Consider the following 16,954-nt stretch of genomic DNA (forward strand, 5'->3'; position numbering starts at 1 on the left):
TATCTGACATTCAATTTATTTGTGTCATTTTAACGGTTATACTAGATAAAAATATGAATTACATGAAATATAGCAGATACGAGGGAACAAATAGCAGTGCTTAATTTTTTACACCATTGGCAACAATGCTATATATCCATTATGATGAGCTTTACAATAAAAAAATTACAGTTCTTTTATCACCGTAATTTTGTCCCCAAAATATAATATTAAGTTTTCAATCCATCCCTTCATGCAAAAGATAGCTAGATCTGGCTCAGCGTAAACTTTTGGGTTTCTATGTATATAACTCCGTCTGCTTTATTATCGCCAAAGTAAATACGTAGTTCAGAGTGTCTTCGACATTGACGTAGGACTGGCCTAAGTTGTCATTGACGCTCTGTAAAAACTCCCATATACTGATAGTAAGAGAATCTGTATCAGGTAATGGCTGGTTAGACCCTTCTCGCTGAGAAGAATTTCCAGAGAGATTACTGCCTGGTTCTGATTCTATATGAGAATCAGTCGTTGGTACTGGCCGCAGAGGCCCCGGCTCCTTAGAGGCGGAATTTGCGGAGGTACTGCCAGCGGCTGATTCTGTATCAGAACCAGTTGTCGATACTGGCTGCAACGGGACTTGCTCAATAGAGGAAGAGAGTGCAGAGGTACTACCGGCAACTGGTTCTTTTTGCTTTGCCATCTCATACGCGCTTAGCAGCGTATCTTCTATATTCTCCTACTTCAACTTTAAACTCCTGTTTTTCTTTTTCGACCGTTACATTTACAGCATATAATTTATCTCCAATGTTAACAGGAGCAGCAACGCTTGATACTTCTTACTACTATACCATATGTGTTTCAATCCATATTCTTTTTCAATAATTTCTGGTACAGCCTCAATTATTTCGTAATGTAAGATAATTTCGCGCGATTCACAGTTATATCCCGCGCTCGCACTTACTGCTTTAAAATGATTGAGCCATTGGTTACAACACTCTTATTTCCAGTCTGTTCGTGCATGTGCGGGATATACCCGTCTTTTTCTTTTTTTTGAGACGACATCGTCTTCTGCCCCCAGCAGTTTGCGACGCAAATTGCGTTAATCCATACCAGCATATGTTTCCCGTACCGCAAGGACAGGATTTTTTTGTCTAAATCGACCCGTTCCGCAATGGGCGGCCTATACGCTTTTCGTTTTTACAGCTTTTCCGCTGATGTGGATCGGGTAGGCTTTGACAAAGTTCAGGTCTTAACCTTCTGTGTTTGCAGTCCTCTGAAACTGGGTCATTCGTTCAACCATAAATATTTTCTTTCGCCTCCTGGGCTACTTACGCTTGCCGCTCTGTTATCACCCGCAAAGTATCGTCAAAAACATTCGTACCAACCTCAAATTCAATCCACACCCTCACACAGAGGGTAACCGGCGTGGACGAATGTGTCTATGACGTCTCGAATATTTCAATCCACACCCTCACGTAGAGGGTGACGCTAATTGAGGAAATGCAGAAGGACGTACAAAAAATTTCAATCCACACCCTCACGTAGAGGGTGACGCCAGCGACCAGTGGCAACGTATATCACTATATCATTTCAATCCACACCCTCACGTAGAGGGTGACTGCACCGCACTGGATGATAAGCATAATTGCAGGAAATTTCAATCCACACCCTCACGTAGAGGGTGACTTTCCGGTTATCGGTGAAACGCAATCCGGATTGTTATTTCAATCCACACCCTCACGTAGAGGGTGACTGGATATGTAAAGTGTAATGGAGCTACAGTTAATAATTTCAATCCACACCCTCACGTAGAGGGTGACAGCTACATTTGGTATCTCTTAATCCGAAACATAGCATATATAGAAGCTGATACAATTTAATCCAGCTGATTTGCTGAAAATCGCTGTCTATTTTGACAATATAGTACTTGTTTGAGTGCGAATCTCCCTGGTATCTATCCGATGCTTGCCATTCGCACGTGTTCATCGTCTAGTACCATTCGTTAATGTAGCATTTTTCTGTCGGGAAGAAGGCTCCCAAGGTTTGCAAGGCTTTGTCGCTGCCGCATAGTTTTTCATTGAATGCCAGATCCGCTGGATCCATTGCGCCGAAGACCAGCAGCGCTAAGGTGCCGATAGGCATGACAGCGTCCAGCGGTTCCTGCGCCGTCCGTTCTACGAAGCCGCGTCCCTGCCGAACGGTCAGGCGGAACGTGCCGGTATTCCAGTCGGCCAAGGGGTCCTCCGTTTGGATGACAAGGCTGCCTTCAGCCTGTTCCGGATAGGAAATTTGCTCCAGTGCGCCTTTGACGTCGACAATGCGGCAAGTCATGAAGGGCATCGTTTCATGGCCCTGCTTGCCGTCGGGATAGAAGCGATAGGACTGGTCGTGAATTCCTTCGTTCCATTGAAATTCACTGCCTTGAGAGCGGTGATTGTAGACGTATTCTAATAAGCCCCGCTTCCCCTGCAGGGTGGCGTAGACAAATTCGCCGCTCGTAATCGTCCCCTCGCCGATTTGATAAAACATATAGGCAATCGGCGTATCATCATGAAATACGACGGCAATATATCCTTCGGCCAGCTGGGCCTCGATGTGGCTGCGCCACGATGCTTCATTGCGGACGGCGTAGCCTGACAGGTGTTTCGTATACGCCTCGTACACGGATGCCAAATAGGGCCACTGGTCAGCGCTGTTGACGAAGGCAAAACGGACCGTCCGATCCGTCAGGGGCCGCAGCGATTCCAGCGGCATCGTTTCCTTCCACTGATGGCAGTACAATTCATAGCCATAGGGCTGATAAAATCCCGCCTTCGACGGCATGAGAATATTAATATAATGGCCGCGGCGCTTCATTTCCTTCAGGGCGGCCGTCAGCAGCATCCGTCCTACGCCGCTTCGTCTGGCAGCCGGATGGGTCGCCAGGCCGACAATATACGACGTCGGCACGTCCCGTCCCCGCAGGCGCAGCGTATAAGGGTTTAAATGGGTAAGACAGGCCATTTCGCCGTCCTTAAATCCCATGAGCACGTTTTCCGGCTGATAAAACTTCGAAAAATACCACTGAAAAAAAGGATGTTCCCGCGGTTCGAAGCAATAGGCCCATAAGCTTTCTACCAGATCTCTGTCTTCTTCTTTCGCTAATCGGAAGTCCATTTTCCTGGCTCCTTCAAGGTGACTTCAAATTTTTCAATATACCGCACAGGGTTATACGATTCTTTGGACTGGCGCAGTCCCGGCAGGCCCATGTCTTCTTCCCGATTGATATACGTCGTATGGCTCCAGGCGTGAACAACGAATTCATGGTTAATGGCCTGGTACAGGCCGCGAATCGTCGGGTCGCTCTTTTCGTAGTGGATGATAGCCGTGTCGTCGTTCAGCATTTCGCCGATAGAAAAGGCTACGATCTTATTGTACATGCGGATAGCGCCGCCTGTCGGCTGGAGAATACCCCAGTTGTTGAACACTGTTTCAATGGCCTGGCGTTCGCCCTGAAGTTCTTCGTCGTCTTCAAAGCCTTCGTGCTTATCGTACCAATTTTCTTCCGCCGCGAGGCATTCGTCGAAGATTTCTTCCGTAATGGGAACGTATTCCCAGTTGCCGATGTACTGATTGCGGAAGTGGTTGAGGTTATTCTTTTTCTGCCGGTATTTTTTGCCGGACAGGTTGATGAGGTTCTGTGTCAAGTAGACGTATTCGTAATTGTCCCTATCCGGCGTAAAGTTGTAACAGTCCGGACAAAGAGCGCGGATGCGTTCCGCCGCTTCCGGCGTGACGCCCTTCATGAGGAAGGGATACCCGTGCTGGTCGAACCATTCGTGCATGCGCAGTATGGCCTTCGTAAAGCTGCCGTCATGACGGGTAAAGGGCGGCAGCCAAAACTGCTTCTTGCCGCGGCCGGAGCGGATGTACAATACGTTGTCTTCCTCCGCCCACTGGATTTCATACGGGTACTGCCAAGCAAACAGGTTCATAAAGGACGCGTCGGCCTGCTCGTATCTTTGTTGATGAAAATAGTCATCAATAATTTGCTTGTCTTCCAATCGGAATTCTCTGAACGAAATAATAGTAATTCCCCCTATCTATCTCTTATCGTATAGAAACGTATGGATTATCTTTTATATAAAAACGCCAGGGAAATTGTTTTCCCTTGACGGCGTAGTCGATGTTGATCCGCGTCGTGCGCACGACGGCAAACCGCGGCTGCTCCGCAGGACGGGCGATATACAGCTCGGAGCCGCACAAATCCAGTCGGTTCTGGGCCAGCGTAATATCCATAGCCCGGCACAGCTTGCCCGGGCCGTTGCTGACTGCCGGCTTTACGGCCTCCATGCAGCGGTTTTCCAACATATGTTCTATACCGGCTACGGGCTCGACGGCTCGTATGAGGACGGCCTGTCCCGAGCCTTCCGGTCCGGTAACGATGTTCACGCAGTGATACATGCCGTAAATGAGATATACGTAAGAAACGCCGCCGGCGCAAAACATGGGCTCCGTCCGCTTCGTCAGCCCGCGGAAGCTGTGAGCCCCGTCGTCGGCCATGCGGCGGTACGAGCCGCCGTAGGCCTCCGTCTCCACGATGCGGCCGATATAGGTCGTCTCCGCCGTGCGGTGAATCAAATATTGGCCCAGAAGCTTCGGCGCTACGACGCTGGCCCGCTCCTGATATTCTTCTTTAGTCCAAATCGTATAGGCCGTCATTTTTTCCGGTATCCTAAGGAATACGAAATTTCATAGGCGTACTGGCTCATGGTAAAAAGCATTTTCTGCCGGATAGAATCGTAAAACCGCATTGTCGGCCCGGCAATGGTCAGCGAAGCGATGACCTGCTCTTCGAAATTGAAGATCGGCACCGACAAGGCAAAGAGGCCATGCTCGCTTTCATCCTGCGTAATGGCGTAGCCGTTGTGCCGGATAGAGGCAAATTCTTCCTCCGACAAATGGCCGTACTGGACGATCATGCGGTTGCGCTCTTCCTTGGGAGCCCAGGCCAGCAGCACCTTGCCGGCGGCGCCCTTATACAGCGGCAGAGACTCGCCTATGGGAATGACCCGGCGCAGCGAGTGAGTGCTTTCCACATGGTCCAGACAAATGCGGCTGTCCCCTTCGGCGATGTATACGCTGGCCGTTTCGTTAAACATCTGCTGGAGCCGCCGCAAATAGGGCTTAACCAGCGTCATAACGTTTTCCGTCCAGTGGGAAGAATATCCCAGGGCCAGCGCTCTCGGTCCCAGCCGGTACTGCTTCGATATGTCGTCGCGCGTCAGATACTGACGGCGTTCCAGCGTATTGACGATACGAAAAGCCGTGGACGTGTTCAGATTCGTGCGGGCGGCGATATCCTTCAAATTCATCCCCGTATTGCACTCGACAAAGATATCGAGGACGTCTAAACTTTTTTCGAGCGACTTCAATAAGCTATTGTGTCGTTCCATTCCTTCTTCCTTCATTGCGCCTCACCTGTCCCCCTTAGGCTTACGAATTCACTTTCATGCCGATTTCCAACGAATCGGGCGGATCGACGATGACCTTGTCCCCTTCTTTCAGGCCGTCCAAAATGACGACGCGGCCTTCTTCTTCATCGCCGGTCAAAACGGACCGGGCGTCGGCCAGCCCGTTTTCATTGACGATATATACGAAATCGCCGCTGTCCTTGGTCCGCACGGCCGTCTTCGGCACGGTAATCTGCGACACTTCCTGCGGCGTCGATATGCGGATATGATAAAATTCGCCGGGCACAAACAAATTCTTGTCGTTGTTAAATGTTATTTTCGCCGTATACGCCCCTGTCGACGGGTCTTTCTCCGTCGCCAAATAGGTCAGCTCGCCGGCCTGCGATTCGCCCGACGGCGCGATGACCGATACTTGCAGCGTACCGGCCTGCTTAGCGGCCTGCAGGGCCTGCACGTACATCTCCGGCACGGCGAAGGTCGCTACCAGCGGCGTCATCTGCTGAATCGTAGCCAGCACGTTGCCGGCGACAGCTACAGACGGGTTTTCCGCTACGGCCGTAACGCGGCCGTTAATCGGCGAATAGATCGTAGCGTTGCTCAGCATATCGCGGGCAGCCTGAAGATTTTGCTGCAGCTGGGCAATGCGCCCGCTGTCTACGGAAGGAGCGCTGGCCTGAGGGGCCGCCGTCTGCGACATCATTTGATTGTATTCGACGCGGGATAAGGCTCCCATGTCGTACCAGGCTTTCAGTTCCACCCGGCGCTGGCTGTCGCCGGCCGAGGGCGTATAGGCCGGTGCCGCAGCTGCGGCAGACGTCGCAGCAATCAGCTCCGATTCGGCCGCGCTGACGCTCTGCTCATACGGGGCCGTATCGATTTGGACGACGATTTCGCCGGACTGTATTTCCTGCCCCTTTGCCAGCGGAGCCGATACGATTTTACCGGAAAGCTTAGGTACGATCGTCGTCATATGAAGGGCCGTAATATTCGCGTCCAGCGTCAGAGCGACGGGATGTTCCGTCTTGGAAACGGTCTCCGTTTCCGTTGAAACGCTGCTGCCGCAGCCCGAAAGCACGGCGGCCGTCATCGCGGCGGCAAGGGCTATAGCGATCCATTTTTTTACATTCACTGCAGGCCATCTCCATTTATATTAAAACATTGTATAATACAGCGTTACCAGCACTACGCCGGGCAGTCCGAGAATGCCGATGATAATGCCGGTCACAATCGTAATAGGCACGGCTTCCAATCCAATCATATATCCGTAAGAGTTAATGAGATATAAGGCGAGCAAGCCCACGGCAATATTGACCACGAGCTTGCGGAAGGGAGCCAGAATCAGCTTATTCAGCAAAAATAAGGCTGCGACGCCTATGGCAATCCACATAAGGTCCATCAGTTCCTACCTCACATTTCCTGACGGTTCGCCACGGCGCCGGCCAGGGTCGCCTCGTCGGCGTACTCGATGTCGCCGCCCATGGGCAGGCCTCTGGCGATGCGCGTCACCTTGATCCCCGCCGTCTTCAGGAGGCGGGCCAGGTACAAGGCCGTCGCTTCGCCTTCTACATCAGGGTCCGTGGCGATGATGATTTCCTTGACATCTGTATCGCTCAGGCGCTGCAGCAGCTCCTTGATGCGCAAATCGTCGACGCCGACGCCGTCCAAGGGAGACAGGGCGCCGTGGAGCACGTGATACAGTCCGCGGTAATCGCCGCTGCGCTCGATAGCCATGACGTCCTGCGGCGTTTCGACGACGCATATCGTCGAGCGGTCCCGCGTCTCGTCGCTGCAAATCGGGCAGGGGTCCTGAGAAGCTAAATTAAAGCAGACCGAGCAGAAGCACATGGTCTCCTTCGCGCTGCGGACTGCGTTGATAAAGGCGTCGACCTGCTCCTGCGGCTGCTGGACCATGTAATAGGCCAGCTTGCGCGCCGTCTTGATGCCGATGCCCGGCAGACGGCGAAATTGCTCTGTCAGCCGGTCTAAGGGCGTATCCATCAGAACATCCCCGGCAAGTGCATGCCGCCGGTAATCTTGCTCATTTCCTGAGCCATCATTTCGTCGACCTTCTTATTGGCTTCGTTGACAGCCGCTACGATGAGGTCTTCCAGCATTTCCGAATCTTCCGGGTCGATAATGCTCGGGTCGATATGAACGCTTTCGACGTTCTTTTCGCCGTTCATGACCAAGGTCAGCACGCCGCCGCCGACCGTCGCTTCTACAGTGCGTTTTTTCAAGTCGTCCTGAAGCTTCTTCATTTCCTTCTGCATCTTCTGTACTTTCTTCATCATGCCTTGCATATTTCCACCAAACATTTGTAATTCCTCCTGATTTTGAAATTATGGTTTATCTTCTATGTATATATTACAGTCTCCTACCGTTTTGAGCAACGGTTCCAGCAAAGCCCGGTCCGCGGCGGTCATCTCTTCCGGCAGTACCGGCCGCAGGGACGGCGGTTCTGCCGAAACAGGCGGCTGCGGACGGGAAGCCTCGTCGGAAACACTGGCAGCCGCCTCAGGCTGCGCCTCCTCTTTAGGACGAGGCTGTTCTTCTGCAGGACGACTGGTTATACCTGATTCAGCATTTTTTTTTTCGTATTCGGCCACGTCGGGCGAGCCTTCCAGGAAGCCCTTCATGTGGTAAGAGCCGCCGAGAACCATTTCCAGCGCCTCGTCGACAAACCGGAAATAATCTTCCCGATTGGCCCGCTTGACGAGGAAAGGCGTCTTATACGCTACGGCGGCCTCGCCGCCGCCGATATAGAGGACCCGGCCCGTCCGGACGCAGGACTGTACGCCGGGCTTTTTCAGCTTCTTGCCCAAGATATCGCACACCTGCTGCCAGATCCGCTGGTATTCCGCCGACGGCACGACGGAAGACGCACCGGAAGGAGAAGGCGCTGCCGGCTGTGCTGCCGCCGGCGCAGGGGGCTGCGGCCGTTCCTGCCGCCGTTCCGGCTCAATAACAACATCTCTGTCGGCCAGCTTAGGCGGCAAACTCTCCTGTATCGAAGGCGCAGCCAGTTCCTGCGGCGGCGCCGTATATTCGTCGTCGGGAAAGGGCACGGATTCTTCGTCCATGACGCCGGGCATGCCGTCTTCTTCCGGCAAGGGAATATATTCCTTTTTCTTCGCCGGCTCGCCCTTTCCAGGAATAGCGCCGCCGTGAAAGACGGCCTGCTCCAGCTTCAGCAAGCGGTCCAATATCCCGTCGGGGATAACAGCGCTCGGCCCCACTGGCGAAACGGCTCCCGCCGCAGGCATAGGCCGGCTGGCCATGAGCAGCCCCATTTCCACGGCGACCCGCGGCGCCGGCGAATTCTTCGCCGTCAGCATGGCCTGCTGCAGGACGTTCAATACGGCGAAGACCTGCTCCGCCGCCACGCTCCCGGCCTGCTTTGCCAGCTGGGGCAGCGAGTCGGCGTAGGCAGCCAGCGTATCCGTATGGGGATCGGCCTGGTACAGCATGATAGCCCGCAGGTGTTCCACCAGCTCCGTCAGGATGATCTGCGGCTCCTTGCCCATGCGGATCACATCGTCCACTGCTTTGATGACGACGCTTCCCCGCCCCTGAAACACGGCGTCAGACAGGGAAAACAGCCAGTCCCTGCCGATGAGTCCCAGCAAATCCCGAACGAGGCTCTCGTCGATCTGCCCGTCGGCGTTGCCAACGCACTGGTCCAGCATGCTCAAGGCGTCGCGCATGCCGCCGTCGGCCTGGACGGCCAAGATATGGGCGGCTCCCTTCGTCAGGCCGATATGCTCCTGCTCTGCCACGTACATCAGCCGGGCGGCGATGTCGGCGCTGGTAATACGGCGGAATTCATACCGCTGGCACCGCGACAATATCGTCATGGGAATCCGTTCCGGCTCCGTCGTCGCCAAGATGAATATGACGTGGGACGGCGGCTCTTCCAGCGTTTTCAGCAGGGCGTTGAAGGCTTCCGTCGTCAGCATGTGCACTTCGTCGATAATGTATATCTTCTTGTGGCCTTCGGCAGGCATAAATTTGATCGTTTCCCGCAGCGTCCGGATGTCCTCGATGCTGCGGTTGGACGCGGCGTCGATTTCCACGACGTCCATCGACTCGCCGCTCAGGATATGGCGGCATATTTCGCATTCGTTGCAGGGATGAGACGTCGGGCCGTGGACGCAGTTCATGGCCCGGGCGAAGATTTTAGCCGTACTGGTCTTGCCCGTCCCCCTGGGGCCGGAAAATAAGTAGGCATGCGCCACTTTATCCGTATCGATAGCTTTTTGCAGCGTTTCCGTAATATGGGACTGGCCGACGACGTCTTCAAAGCTTTTGGGCCGCCACTTACGGTATAATGCGATATATGCCATGTCTCGTCCTCTCCAGATATGAAAAAAAGCAGCTAACCGCTGCTTCTACCAACCAAAAAGTATTCGTGTATGATAACCCGCCAGGTTTCCTCGTGGCACATGAAAATGACTACTTATTGCTGCTTCCTCTCGGACCTGACAAGGTTCATAGGTTTCCATTGCACAAGCCCCGGCGGATTACCACGCACCAATACTTTTATTAAGTTAGCTATGTTATTATAGCGTAAAACAGGCCTTTTGGCAAGAGGAAAGGCCTGTTTTACCCTATATAAGCAAGAATAATTCGCAACTTTTTTCGCCGCGTTATGTCAGAAACGCAGTCCCTTTATTCCGCCGTTTTTCCTACGTATTCCACGATGGCATCCAAAATCGCCGGCAGTTTCTTCGACACGCTGCCGATGTGGACGCGTTCCGTCCGTTCGTGCAGGTCTTTTCCCCACGGTCCCAAGAGGATGAAGGGAATCTGCATTTCCGCCATGGCCGAGAAGTCGAAGCTGTAGGCCTTGCCCCACAGGAGCAGGTTGTCTTCCAATATATATTCGTTCAAATCGGGGGCGACGCAGCAGTAGCTGCAGTCCGATATGCCGTTGAAATAGTGCTTGAAGGTAATATCCGTCATCCCGCCGATTTCCCGCAGCAAGCCGTCGAACCGTTCGTCCTGCAGCATGGTGCTGTCCGCCGCCGGATAATAAGGCGGCACGAAGGCGATGACTACGAGGGGCTCCGTCATGCCCGTAAAATTGATAGTTTCTTCGATAAGGCGTATCGTTTCCTGGGCGTAGGTGCTTTCCCCCTTCTGCAGGGCCACAAAGCAGTTGTTCTTGACGGTCTCATAGAATACGTCGAAGCCCGGATAGACCGAGGCCCGCTTGAGCAGCTCCGCCCCGCTGATGACTTCCATAGACTGAGCAGAATCGACGCGGCTCAGCATCTTTTCCACGGCGTGGCGGGCCGCGTTCATCAGCAGGTACATAACATCTTCCGGCGTCTTCTGGTAGGTCATGAAATTAGCGCAGGCTGCAGCCCGCTGAGGCAGCGACACGTCGTAATGCTCCTTGCGGTCGCGGAGGTAAATCCACGCCGGCGGCGGCGTCGATTCTTCGCCCCACGAATCGGCCAGGGACATGTCGCCCTCCGTTTCGGCGATGATCTGGGACATGACGCCGATGGGATTGACGCCTTGCTGGTAATTTCCAATATGGACCGATTTCCCCTGTACGACGACGACGGGCAGGAGCTTGCCTACGGAACCCGTATACGACACGAGCTTGCCGTCGGCCATTTCATTCGGCTCGCTGTTGACCAGTACCCGGTACGTCAAGCCGTAAGACGCGCGCAGCTCCTTCAGGACCGTGACGGCGGCCCGCATCCCCGCCGAATAGGATTCCTCGTCAGGCAGGGAAATGTACAGCAAGCTGGCGTCGCCCGGATGAGCCGCATAGGCTTCAAAGACGGCCAGCTGGGCCGCCGCGCCGCCCTTCATGTCGCAGGAGCCGCGGCCGACGAGCCATTGGCCGCTCTGCAAATCGCAAAGGACCTCTTCGTTCGTCTCGTATTTCAGCAAATCATCCAGCAGCACGTCGGGAGAAAAGGCCTCGTCGCGCAGGATGCCGTACGGGTCTACGCCGACGACGTCGTGATGATTTAAGAAGATCACCGTGTCCTTTTTGCGTCCCTGCACAAAGCCGTACACGACGGAGCGGTCGTGCACGTCGTCGGGAATGTGAATCATGCCGCTCGTCACGTGTTCCATCTCCGACAGGGTTTTCTGCAGGTATCGTTCCATATCCCGTTCCTTGTCCGTATCGGTCTCGCTGTCGATAGCGATCATCTGCCGCAGCAGTTCCATGACTCGTTCGTTTCGTTCCATAATCCCTCGCCCCTTTTTTATGAAAATATCCACTTCTTGCGCGATACGTAGTTCCACACCGTTACAATGGCGCTGGCCATGATTTTGGAAACCATGGGAGGCAGCCCCAGGAGAGACGGCGATGTAAACAGCCACATGAGCAGCAGGTTCCATCCCAGTCCAATGGCGCTGACCAAGAACACCAGGGAAATTTCCGCCCCTTTCTTGTAGCGGCTGCCGCTGTCAAAGACGAAGCGGTTGCATAATATATAATGATATAAAGTAGACAAGGCGAAGGCCGTCGCCGTCGCCGTCAGGACAGCCTGCGTCTGATAGGCAAATACGCTCAGTCCCCTCAGCGTCTGAAACAGCACGTAAAACATAGCCCATTCAAACAAGGCCGCCGAACCGCCGACGAGCAAGTACATGAACAGCTTCACGTACTCGTTGTCGGTATAATCGAATCCAAAAATCTTTTTTTGTCTCATAGTATATCCGCTTACAATCTCCTTTACCGCGGCAAGATGTATGTTGTCCTAATTATACGTCATCTTGGAAAGAAATGCTACAAATTTACAGGTCCGACAGCAAATGGGGATAATTTTTTACTCAGCCCTTTATAGTCTGATAATTTTTTCACAAATTCCCCATTTGTTATAGTAAGGAAGCATAAAATATGGTAAACTATACATTAGTTAGGAATACGAAATAAAACACAGAAAGGAAGCGTCACCGTGGAGTATGTGAACTGCATTAATTTTCTACTTACTGTAGCCCAGCATGAAGTATTTCTCACCTTTTCCGAAAGCTTGTCCAAATACGGCATCACTCCGGGGCAATACGGAGTATTGGCCTGTCTTTGGAAGGATGAAACCTTGTCGCCGAAGGAAATCGCTACGATCCTCCGCGTAGAAAACTCTACGATTTCCGGCGTATTGGACCGGATGCAGAAGCGCGGCCTCATCGACCGCGTCCTCAATCCCAATAACCGCCGCAGCATTACAGTCAAGGCGACAAAGGAAGGCATGGCTTTAAAAGAGCCGGTGATGAAAACCATAGACGAACTGAATGATTTGGTCCTTCGTGATTTTTCGCCGCAGGAACGAGAGGAATTTATCGGCTATATCAAACGCATCATCCACCAGCACGACATGTAGCGCGTCATATCGAATACCGTTATCTCATGGACGATTCATGGATAGCGGTATTTTTTATTATTAATATTTCGTATTACAAATTATTTTCTATGCAATTTAGTCAAATTTCTTGACCTTCTGTTTTTCCTGTGATATTATGCGACCATAATAATTCTTATTACGAATTATTTCTACAAAGTATAATTTAATTCATCTACCAAAGGAGTGACTCCATTATGACAAAGTTTTCGTTTGAACAAAAAAACACATGCAAACTCATCCGCAAATTTACTTCTAAGAGCCTGACTCCTGTCAACACAAAAGTAAGCAAAGAAACGGAGTATGAAAAATTCCTCAACGGCATCTTGGCCAACCAAAATGTCGTCATCTAAAAAATCTCCGCAGTAAAAGCTCCCGAACCAGGGACATAACAAATCCGCTTATATTTTAATTTTAAATATATTACCGTTACCAGAAGGAGTGGACGCACTATGAATTTCAATTTGACAGAACAACAGCAGCAAATCGTCGATCAGGTTCGCGAATTTACGGCCCAGCGCTTAGCTCCCGGCGTACTCGAACGGGATGAACAGCAGGTATTCCCCGTAGAAGCCTTTAAGGAATTCGGCGCCATGGGAATGTTCGGCCTCTGCTATCCGAAAGAATTCGGCGGCACAGACGTAGGCTACCTCCCGTATATCTTAGCCGTCGAAGAAGTTTCTAAAGTCGATTCCTCCTTCGGTATCGGTTTTTCCGTCAATACGTCCTTATACGGCGGCAGCGTCATGTATTCCTCCGCTACGGACGAACAGAAAAAACGCTTCCTCTCTCCTATCGCCAGCGGCAAGGCCATCGGCTCCTTCGGCCTCACCGAAGCATCGGCCGGTTCCGACGCGGCAGGACAGAAGACCATTGCCACGAAGGACGGCGATGACTACATCCTCAACGGCACGAAGATTTTCAATACCAACGGCCCCCTGGCTGACTACACCGTCATCTACGCCCTGACCGACCCGTCTGTCGGCACGAAGAGCATGTGCGCCTTCGTCGTCGAAAAGGGCATGGAAGGCTTCCATGTCGGCAAGGTAGAAAATAAGATGGGCATCCGTTCCGCCCAGGTTTCTGAAATGGTCCTCTCCAACGTCCGCGTATCGGCAGACCGCATGATCGCTAAACCAGGCGAAGGTTTTAAACTGGCCATGAAAACCCTTGACGGCGGCCGCATCGGCGTCGGCGCCCAGGCTCTCGGCATCGCCGAAGGAGCCTTTGACATCGCCGTCAAATACCTCCAGGAACGGGAACAGTTCGGCAAGCCCCTGTTCAAGCAGCAGTACCTGGCATTCAAAATGGCCGAGCTCTACGCCGACATCGAAAAAGCCAAGCTCGTCCTCTACAAGGCGGCCTGCCTGAAAGAAGAAGGCAAACCCTTCACGACAGCCGCAGCCGTAGCAAAACTCACCTGCACCGACGTCGCCATGAAGGTCACGACGGAATGCGTACAGATGCTCGGCGGCAACGGCTACATGCACGAATATCATGTAGAACGCATGATGCGCGACGCAAAAATCACCCAAATTTACGAAGGCACAAACGAAATCCAGAAACTGGTCATTTCCGGAGGCTTGTTCCGTCGTAAATAATTGATAATCCATAAACTCTCCATCTAACATTATGACACGCGGCAATCCGGCAGATTCTTCCCTCTGCCGGATTGCCGCATTTTGCATGCTTTTGTAGCGCAGCACGACAAAAAAAATCGGCTGAAAACGCTTCAGCCGATTGTCTTGCCTGTATGCTTATTTCAACTTGGCAGCGACGTCGTTCGTAATGTCCTGACCCTGTCCGTCTACGACGGAACCGTTCAATACGACGTAATCCAAGCCTTTTTCCTGCTTAACAGCCTTTGTCTTTTCCAGAATATCCTTTTCCAGCGGCGTGAACAGCTCGATACGCTGTTTGTTCAGCTGAACGTTGAATTTCTGCGCCAATTCCTGCTGAGCTTTCGGGTCTTTTTCTTTCTTTACCTGATCTTGGAAATCCTTCTGGGCTTTTTCTACGTCACTGCGCCACTGAGCCATAGCCTTCGGGTAGTTCGGATGCTTCTGCAGCAGGGCTGCCATGTCGATGGTGCCCAAGCCGGCAGCGAAGGACGCGCCTACTGTACCTACTGTCATCATAGCGGCCATAAGGGCCGTCGCAATTGCTTTTTTCATAATTCATTCCTCCTCGTAATTCATTATATAATGATTGTTTTATTATTCTCTTACGCCGGTCAGCGCGAAGCATTCGCTGCGCACTGATTCTTCGCAGGAGCGCATAGCTAAAATCGTCTTTTCAAACAAGTCGGGAAGCTCCCATCCTAATCGTTCTGCACCTACCTTGATGACGTCGCGAGAGCAGCCGGCAGCGAAGCTCTTGTCCTTGAATTTTTTCTTCAGGCTCTTGACTTCCATGTCCTGGGTGCTCTTAGACGGCCGCATCTTGGCGGCGGCCCAAATGAGGCCGGTCAATTCGTCGGACGCGAACAATACCTTTTCCATTTCATGTTCCGGCTCTACATCGGAACAGAGGCCGTAGCCGTGACATACGACGGCGTGGATAAATCTGTCGTCGGCATCGATTTCCTTCAAGAGCTCCGGCGCTTTTTTACAGTGCTGCTCGGGATATTTTTCAAAGTCGATATCGTGCAGCAGGCCGACTAAGCCCCAAAAGTCTTCTTCGTCGCCGTAGCCGAGTTCCCTGGCATACCAGCGCATGACACCTTCTACCGTCAGGGCATGCATAATATGAAACGGCTCGCCGTTATACTTGCGCAGCAGCTGCAGCGCTTCTTGTCTGTCCATGAACGAATACCCTCCTTCGTTTCTAAATAACATCCTTATTATATCATAAATATATTTTGAAGGGATATATTCGCAACAGAATTGTAACAAAGAATTTAAAAACTTTCTTTACAGCCCTATCAGGGACTCCAGGCGGTTCATGCGGAAATCCTCGACGAGCTGCATGAAATCGCGGCGGTGGATGGGATTGTCGTGAAAACCGAACAAATGAGACGGACAACTGCAGTCGGTGCAGCCGAAATCCCATATCTGCCAATGGGAAATCGCCCCGACGGCGGCGGCCAGTTCGTGTTCCAGGTCGTCGGCCGTCCGGACGGGCAGGACCGCCGCCACGTCGGCGTATCGGCGCAGGTAGTCGATATGCCAATGCATTTTCTTGCGCTTCCTCGTATGGCGGGCCAGGCGTGACGCCAGATTCTTTTTAGCCGAGCCGACGTATACGTAGTATCCCTGGGGAAAGGAAATCTCTCCCTTCGCGCCGACCTCGATGTCCCGCCCTTCAGGCAGGTGCATGACGAGCATATAATCGCCGCAGTCGTGATTTTCCCGCCGCAGCACCTCTTCGGGGTACGACAAGAGCCGGACCGGCTCCGGCTGGGAAAACTCCGCCGTCCACCGCAGGGAAAAGGCCTTCCAGTCCAGCTTCGGCGCGCATTCCATAAACGTGGCGGCAAAGTCCGTGTCCGTATGGTAATCGGGCAGGAACCAGCGGGCCCGGTCCCAATGGACGAGGAACAGCACGCCCGTATGATAGCCGTCGTCGTGCATGGCCGCCAGTTCCGCAATATGCTTCCGGCCCCGTTCCGTCACAGCATCGGGAAACATGGCTCCCGATTTTCCAAACAAGGTACACGACTTGACCTCTAAATAAAACAGCTCCTTCCCCTTGTGAAGGAGCAGATCAAAACGGCTGTCGCCGACGGTCACTTCCCGCCGCAGCAGGCTCCACTCTTCCCAGCCGGGAATGCGGTGCTCCTGGATGAGCTTGGCCGCGATGTCGTTGTTGTACTGCGTATCCAGCAAGATAGGCACGCCGTCCCGTTCGATTCCGACGACGTCGTACGCCGTCTTGCGTTCCGTCTTGCCGACATGGCGCACGTATACGGCGGCGCCGGGAAACAGCAGCTCCCACATGCGTCCGGGATTGGGCATATGGCAGACCTCTACGGTTCCGTTGATTTCTACATAGGCGATGAAGCGGTTCGGCCGCTTCACGAAATACCCGATTTGAATGTCCTGCGTAAATTTCATGTGATTCCATACCTTTGCTATAAAAATAACGTTTGTATTTTTATATTATACCACACGATTGCGTGCGTTTCGTCCGAATTTCAAAATGCTTCGCTTCGCG

At 52.6% G+C, this 16,954-nt stretch carries 17 protein-coding genes, 1 other RNA gene and 1 CRISPR repeat array; of the genes, 3 read left to right on the forward strand and 15 right to left on the reverse strand.

The window, feature by feature from the left end:
- Positions 1 to 1,368: 1,368 nt before the first annotated feature.
- Positions 1,369 to 1,799: direct repeats of the CRISPR family, unit length 32 nt; unit sequence ATTTCAATCCACACCCTCACGTAGAGGGTGAC.
- Positions 1,800 to 1,968: 169 nt separating this feature from the next.
- The 12 genes from OCV58_RS02605 to OCV58_RS02660 form a co-directional block, all read right to left on the reverse strand.
- Complete coding sequence (locus OCV58_RS02605) at positions 1,969 to 3,135, reverse strand: GNAT family N-acetyltransferase (protein WP_154876861.1); 1,167 nt, start codon at positions 3,133 to 3,135, stop codon at positions 1,969 to 1,971.
- Positions 3,120 to 4,022: a DUF2156 domain-containing protein gene (locus OCV58_RS02610; RefSeq protein ID WP_276809092.1), complete on the reverse strand. Its 903-nt coding sequence runs from the start codon at positions 4,020 to 4,022 to the stop codon at positions 3,120 to 3,122. The genes OCV58_RS02605 and OCV58_RS02610 overlap by 16 nt, the downstream gene beginning before the upstream one ends.
- A 46-nt stretch (positions 4,023 to 4,068) precedes the next feature.
- On the reverse strand, positions 4,069 to 4,680 hold the full coding sequence (locus tag OCV58_RS02615) for a DNA-3-methyladenine glycosylase (protein ID WP_154876863.1): 612 nt from the start codon (positions 4,678 to 4,680) through the stop codon (positions 4,069 to 4,071).
- Complete coding sequence (locus tag OCV58_RS02620; RefSeq protein ID WP_232818809.1) at positions 4,677 to 5,414, reverse strand: IclR family transcriptional regulator; 738 nt, start codon at positions 5,412 to 5,414, stop codon at positions 4,677 to 4,679. Before OCV58_RS02620 ends, OCV58_RS02615 begins: the two co-directional genes overlap by 4 nt.
- A 40-nt stretch (positions 5,415 to 5,454) precedes the next feature.
- Positions 5,455 to 6,561, reverse strand: a complete 1,107-nt coding sequence (locus OCV58_RS02625; RefSeq protein WP_154876864.1) for an efflux RND transporter periplasmic adaptor subunit — start codon at positions 6,559 to 6,561, stop codon at positions 5,455 to 5,457.
- Positions 6,562 to 6,582: 21 nt separating this feature from the next.
- Positions 6,583 to 6,828: a pro-sigmaK processing inhibitor BofA family protein gene (locus OCV58_RS02630; protein WP_087477811.1), complete on the reverse strand. Its 246-nt coding sequence runs from the start codon at positions 6,826 to 6,828 to the stop codon at positions 6,583 to 6,585.
- 11 nt (positions 6,829 to 6,839) lie between these two features.
- A complete protein-coding gene (gene recR / locus OCV58_RS02635) occupies positions 6,840 to 7,430 on the reverse strand; it encodes a recombination mediator RecR (RefSeq protein ID WP_087477810.1) in 591 nt (196 codons plus the stop codon).
- Positions 7,430 to 7,747 carry a YbaB/EbfC family nucleoid-associated protein gene (locus OCV58_RS02640; protein WP_087477809.1) on the reverse strand — a complete coding sequence of 106 codons (318 nt, stop codon included), beginning with the start codon at positions 7,745 to 7,747 and terminating at the stop codon, positions 7,430 to 7,432. The genes recR and OCV58_RS02640 overlap by 1 nt, the downstream gene beginning before the upstream one ends.
- Positions 7,748 to 7,771: 24 nt before the next feature.
- Positions 7,772 to 9,775, reverse strand: coding sequence for a DNA polymerase III subunit gamma/tau (gene dnaX, locus OCV58_RS02645; RefSeq protein ID WP_154876865.1), 2,004 nt, complete (start codon positions 9,773 to 9,775; stop codon positions 7,772 to 7,774).
- 40 nt (positions 9,776 to 9,815) lie between these two features.
- An RNA gene (gene ffs / locus OCV58_RS02650) (signal recognition particle sRNA large type) lies at positions 9,816 to 10,050 on the reverse strand.
- Between the two features lie 50 nt (positions 10,051 to 10,100).
- Positions 10,101 to 11,645 (reverse strand): M20/M25/M40 family metallo-hydrolase, encoded by a 1,545-nt coding sequence (locus OCV58_RS02655; protein WP_154876866.1) that lies wholly within the window; start codon positions 11,643 to 11,645, stop codon positions 10,101 to 10,103.
- 17 nt (positions 11,646 to 11,662) lie between these two features.
- Complete coding sequence (locus OCV58_RS02660) at positions 11,663 to 12,112, reverse strand: GtrA family protein (RefSeq protein WP_087477805.1); 450 nt, start codon at positions 12,110 to 12,112, stop codon at positions 11,663 to 11,665.
- A 246-nt stretch (positions 12,113 to 12,358) separates the two neighbouring features.
- Between OCV58_RS02660 and OCV58_RS02665 the strand changes: the two genes are divergently transcribed.
- The 3 genes from OCV58_RS02665 to OCV58_RS02675 all read left to right on the forward strand — a co-directional run bounded on the left by OCV58_RS02665 (position 12,359) and on the right by OCV58_RS02675 (position 14,400).
- Positions 12,359 to 12,781: a MarR family winged helix-turn-helix transcriptional regulator gene (locus OCV58_RS02665; protein ID WP_087477804.1), complete on the forward strand. Its 423-nt coding sequence runs from the start codon at positions 12,359 to 12,361 to the stop codon at positions 12,779 to 12,781.
- A 215-nt stretch (positions 12,782 to 12,996) separates the two neighbouring features.
- A complete protein-coding gene (locus OCV58_RS02670) occupies positions 12,997 to 13,152 on the forward strand; it encodes a hypothetical protein (RefSeq protein WP_158221354.1) in 156 nt (51 codons plus the stop codon).
- Between the two features lie 99 nt (positions 13,153 to 13,251).
- Positions 13,252 to 14,400 carry an acyl-CoA dehydrogenase family protein gene (locus tag OCV58_RS02675; protein WP_087477803.1) on the forward strand — a complete coding sequence of 383 codons (1,149 nt, stop codon included), beginning with the start codon at positions 13,252 to 13,254 and terminating at the stop codon, positions 14,398 to 14,400.
- A 156-nt stretch (positions 14,401 to 14,556) separates the two neighbouring features.
- On the opposite strand, the gene OCV58_RS02680 is transcribed toward OCV58_RS02675, so the two are convergent.
- The 3 genes from OCV58_RS02680 to sfsA form a co-directional block, all read right to left on the reverse strand.
- The gene (locus OCV58_RS02680) at positions 14,557 to 14,973 is read right to left on the reverse strand and encodes an OmpH/Skp family outer membrane protein (protein ID WP_087477802.1); all 417 of its coding nucleotides are present in this window, start codon (positions 14,971 to 14,973) and stop codon (positions 14,557 to 14,559) included.
- A 42-nt stretch (positions 14,974 to 15,015) separates the two neighbouring features.
- Positions 15,016 to 15,603, reverse strand: a complete 588-nt coding sequence (locus tag OCV58_RS02685; protein WP_154876867.1) for a hydrolase — start codon at positions 15,601 to 15,603, stop codon at positions 15,016 to 15,018.
- Between the two features lie 108 nt (positions 15,604 to 15,711).
- Positions 15,712 to 16,854, reverse strand: a complete 1,143-nt coding sequence (gene sfsA / locus OCV58_RS02690) for a DNA/RNA nuclease SfsA (RefSeq protein ID WP_154876868.1) — start codon at positions 16,852 to 16,854, stop codon at positions 15,712 to 15,714.
- Between the last annotated feature and the right edge of the window lie 100 nt (positions 16,855 to 16,954).

The organism is Megasphaera stantonii, assembly GCF_025567065.1.
GTDB classification, from domain to species: domain Bacteria; phylum Bacillota; class Negativicutes; order Veillonellales; family Megasphaeraceae; genus Megasphaera; species Megasphaera stantonii.

Bases quoted from the DNA above. Each gene is read 5' to 3' on its own strand.
- OCV58_RS02605 (WP_154876861.1), bottom strand. From the start codon at position 3,135: ATGGACTTCCGATTAGCGAAAGAAGAAGACAGAGATCTGGTAGAAAGC.
- OCV58_RS02615 (WP_154876863.1), bottom strand. From the start codon at position 4,680: ATGACGGCCTATACGATTTGGACTAAAGAAGAATATCAGGAGCGGGCC.
- OCV58_RS02620 (WP_232818809.1), bottom strand. From the start codon at position 5,414: ATGGAACGACACAATAGCTTATTGAAGTCGCTCGAAAAAAGTTTAGAC.
- OCV58_RS02630 (WP_087477811.1), bottom strand. From the start codon at position 6,828: ATGGACCTTATGTGGATTGCCATAGGCGTCGCAGCCTTATTTTTGCTG.
- recR (WP_087477810.1), bottom strand. From the start codon at position 7,430: ATGGATACGCCCTTAGACCGGCTGACAGAGCAATTTCGCCGTCTGCCG.
- OCV58_RS02640 (WP_087477809.1), bottom strand. From the start codon at position 7,747: ATGTTTGGTGGAAATATGCAAGGCATGATGAAGAAAGTACAGAAGATG.
- dnaX (WP_154876865.1), bottom strand. From the start codon at position 9,775: ATGGCATATATCGCATTATACCGTAAGTGGCGGCCCAAAAGCTTTGAA.
- OCV58_RS02655 (WP_154876866.1), bottom strand. From the start codon at position 11,645: ATGGAACGAAACGAACGAGTCATGGAACTGCTGCGGCAGATGATCGCT.
- OCV58_RS02660 (WP_087477805.1), bottom strand. From the start codon at position 12,112: ATGAGACAAAAAAAGATTTTTGGATTCGATTATACCGACAACGAGTAC.
- OCV58_RS02670 (WP_158221354.1), top strand. From the start codon at position 12,997: ATGACAAAGTTTTCGTTTGAACAAAAAAACACATGCAAACTCATCCGC.
- OCV58_RS02675 (WP_087477803.1), top strand. From the start codon at position 13,252: ATGAATTTCAATTTGACAGAACAACAGCAGCAAATCGTCGATCAGGTT.
- OCV58_RS02680 (WP_087477802.1), bottom strand. From the start codon at position 14,973: ATGAAAAAAGCAATTGCGACGGCCCTTATGGCCGCTATGATGACAGTA.
- OCV58_RS02685 (WP_154876867.1), bottom strand. From the start codon at position 15,603: ATGGACAGACAAGAAGCGCTGCAGCTGCTGCGCAAGTATAACGGCGAG.
- sfsA (WP_154876868.1), bottom strand. From the start codon at position 16,854: ATGAAATTTACGCAGGACATTCAAATCGGGTATTTCGTGAAGCGGCCG.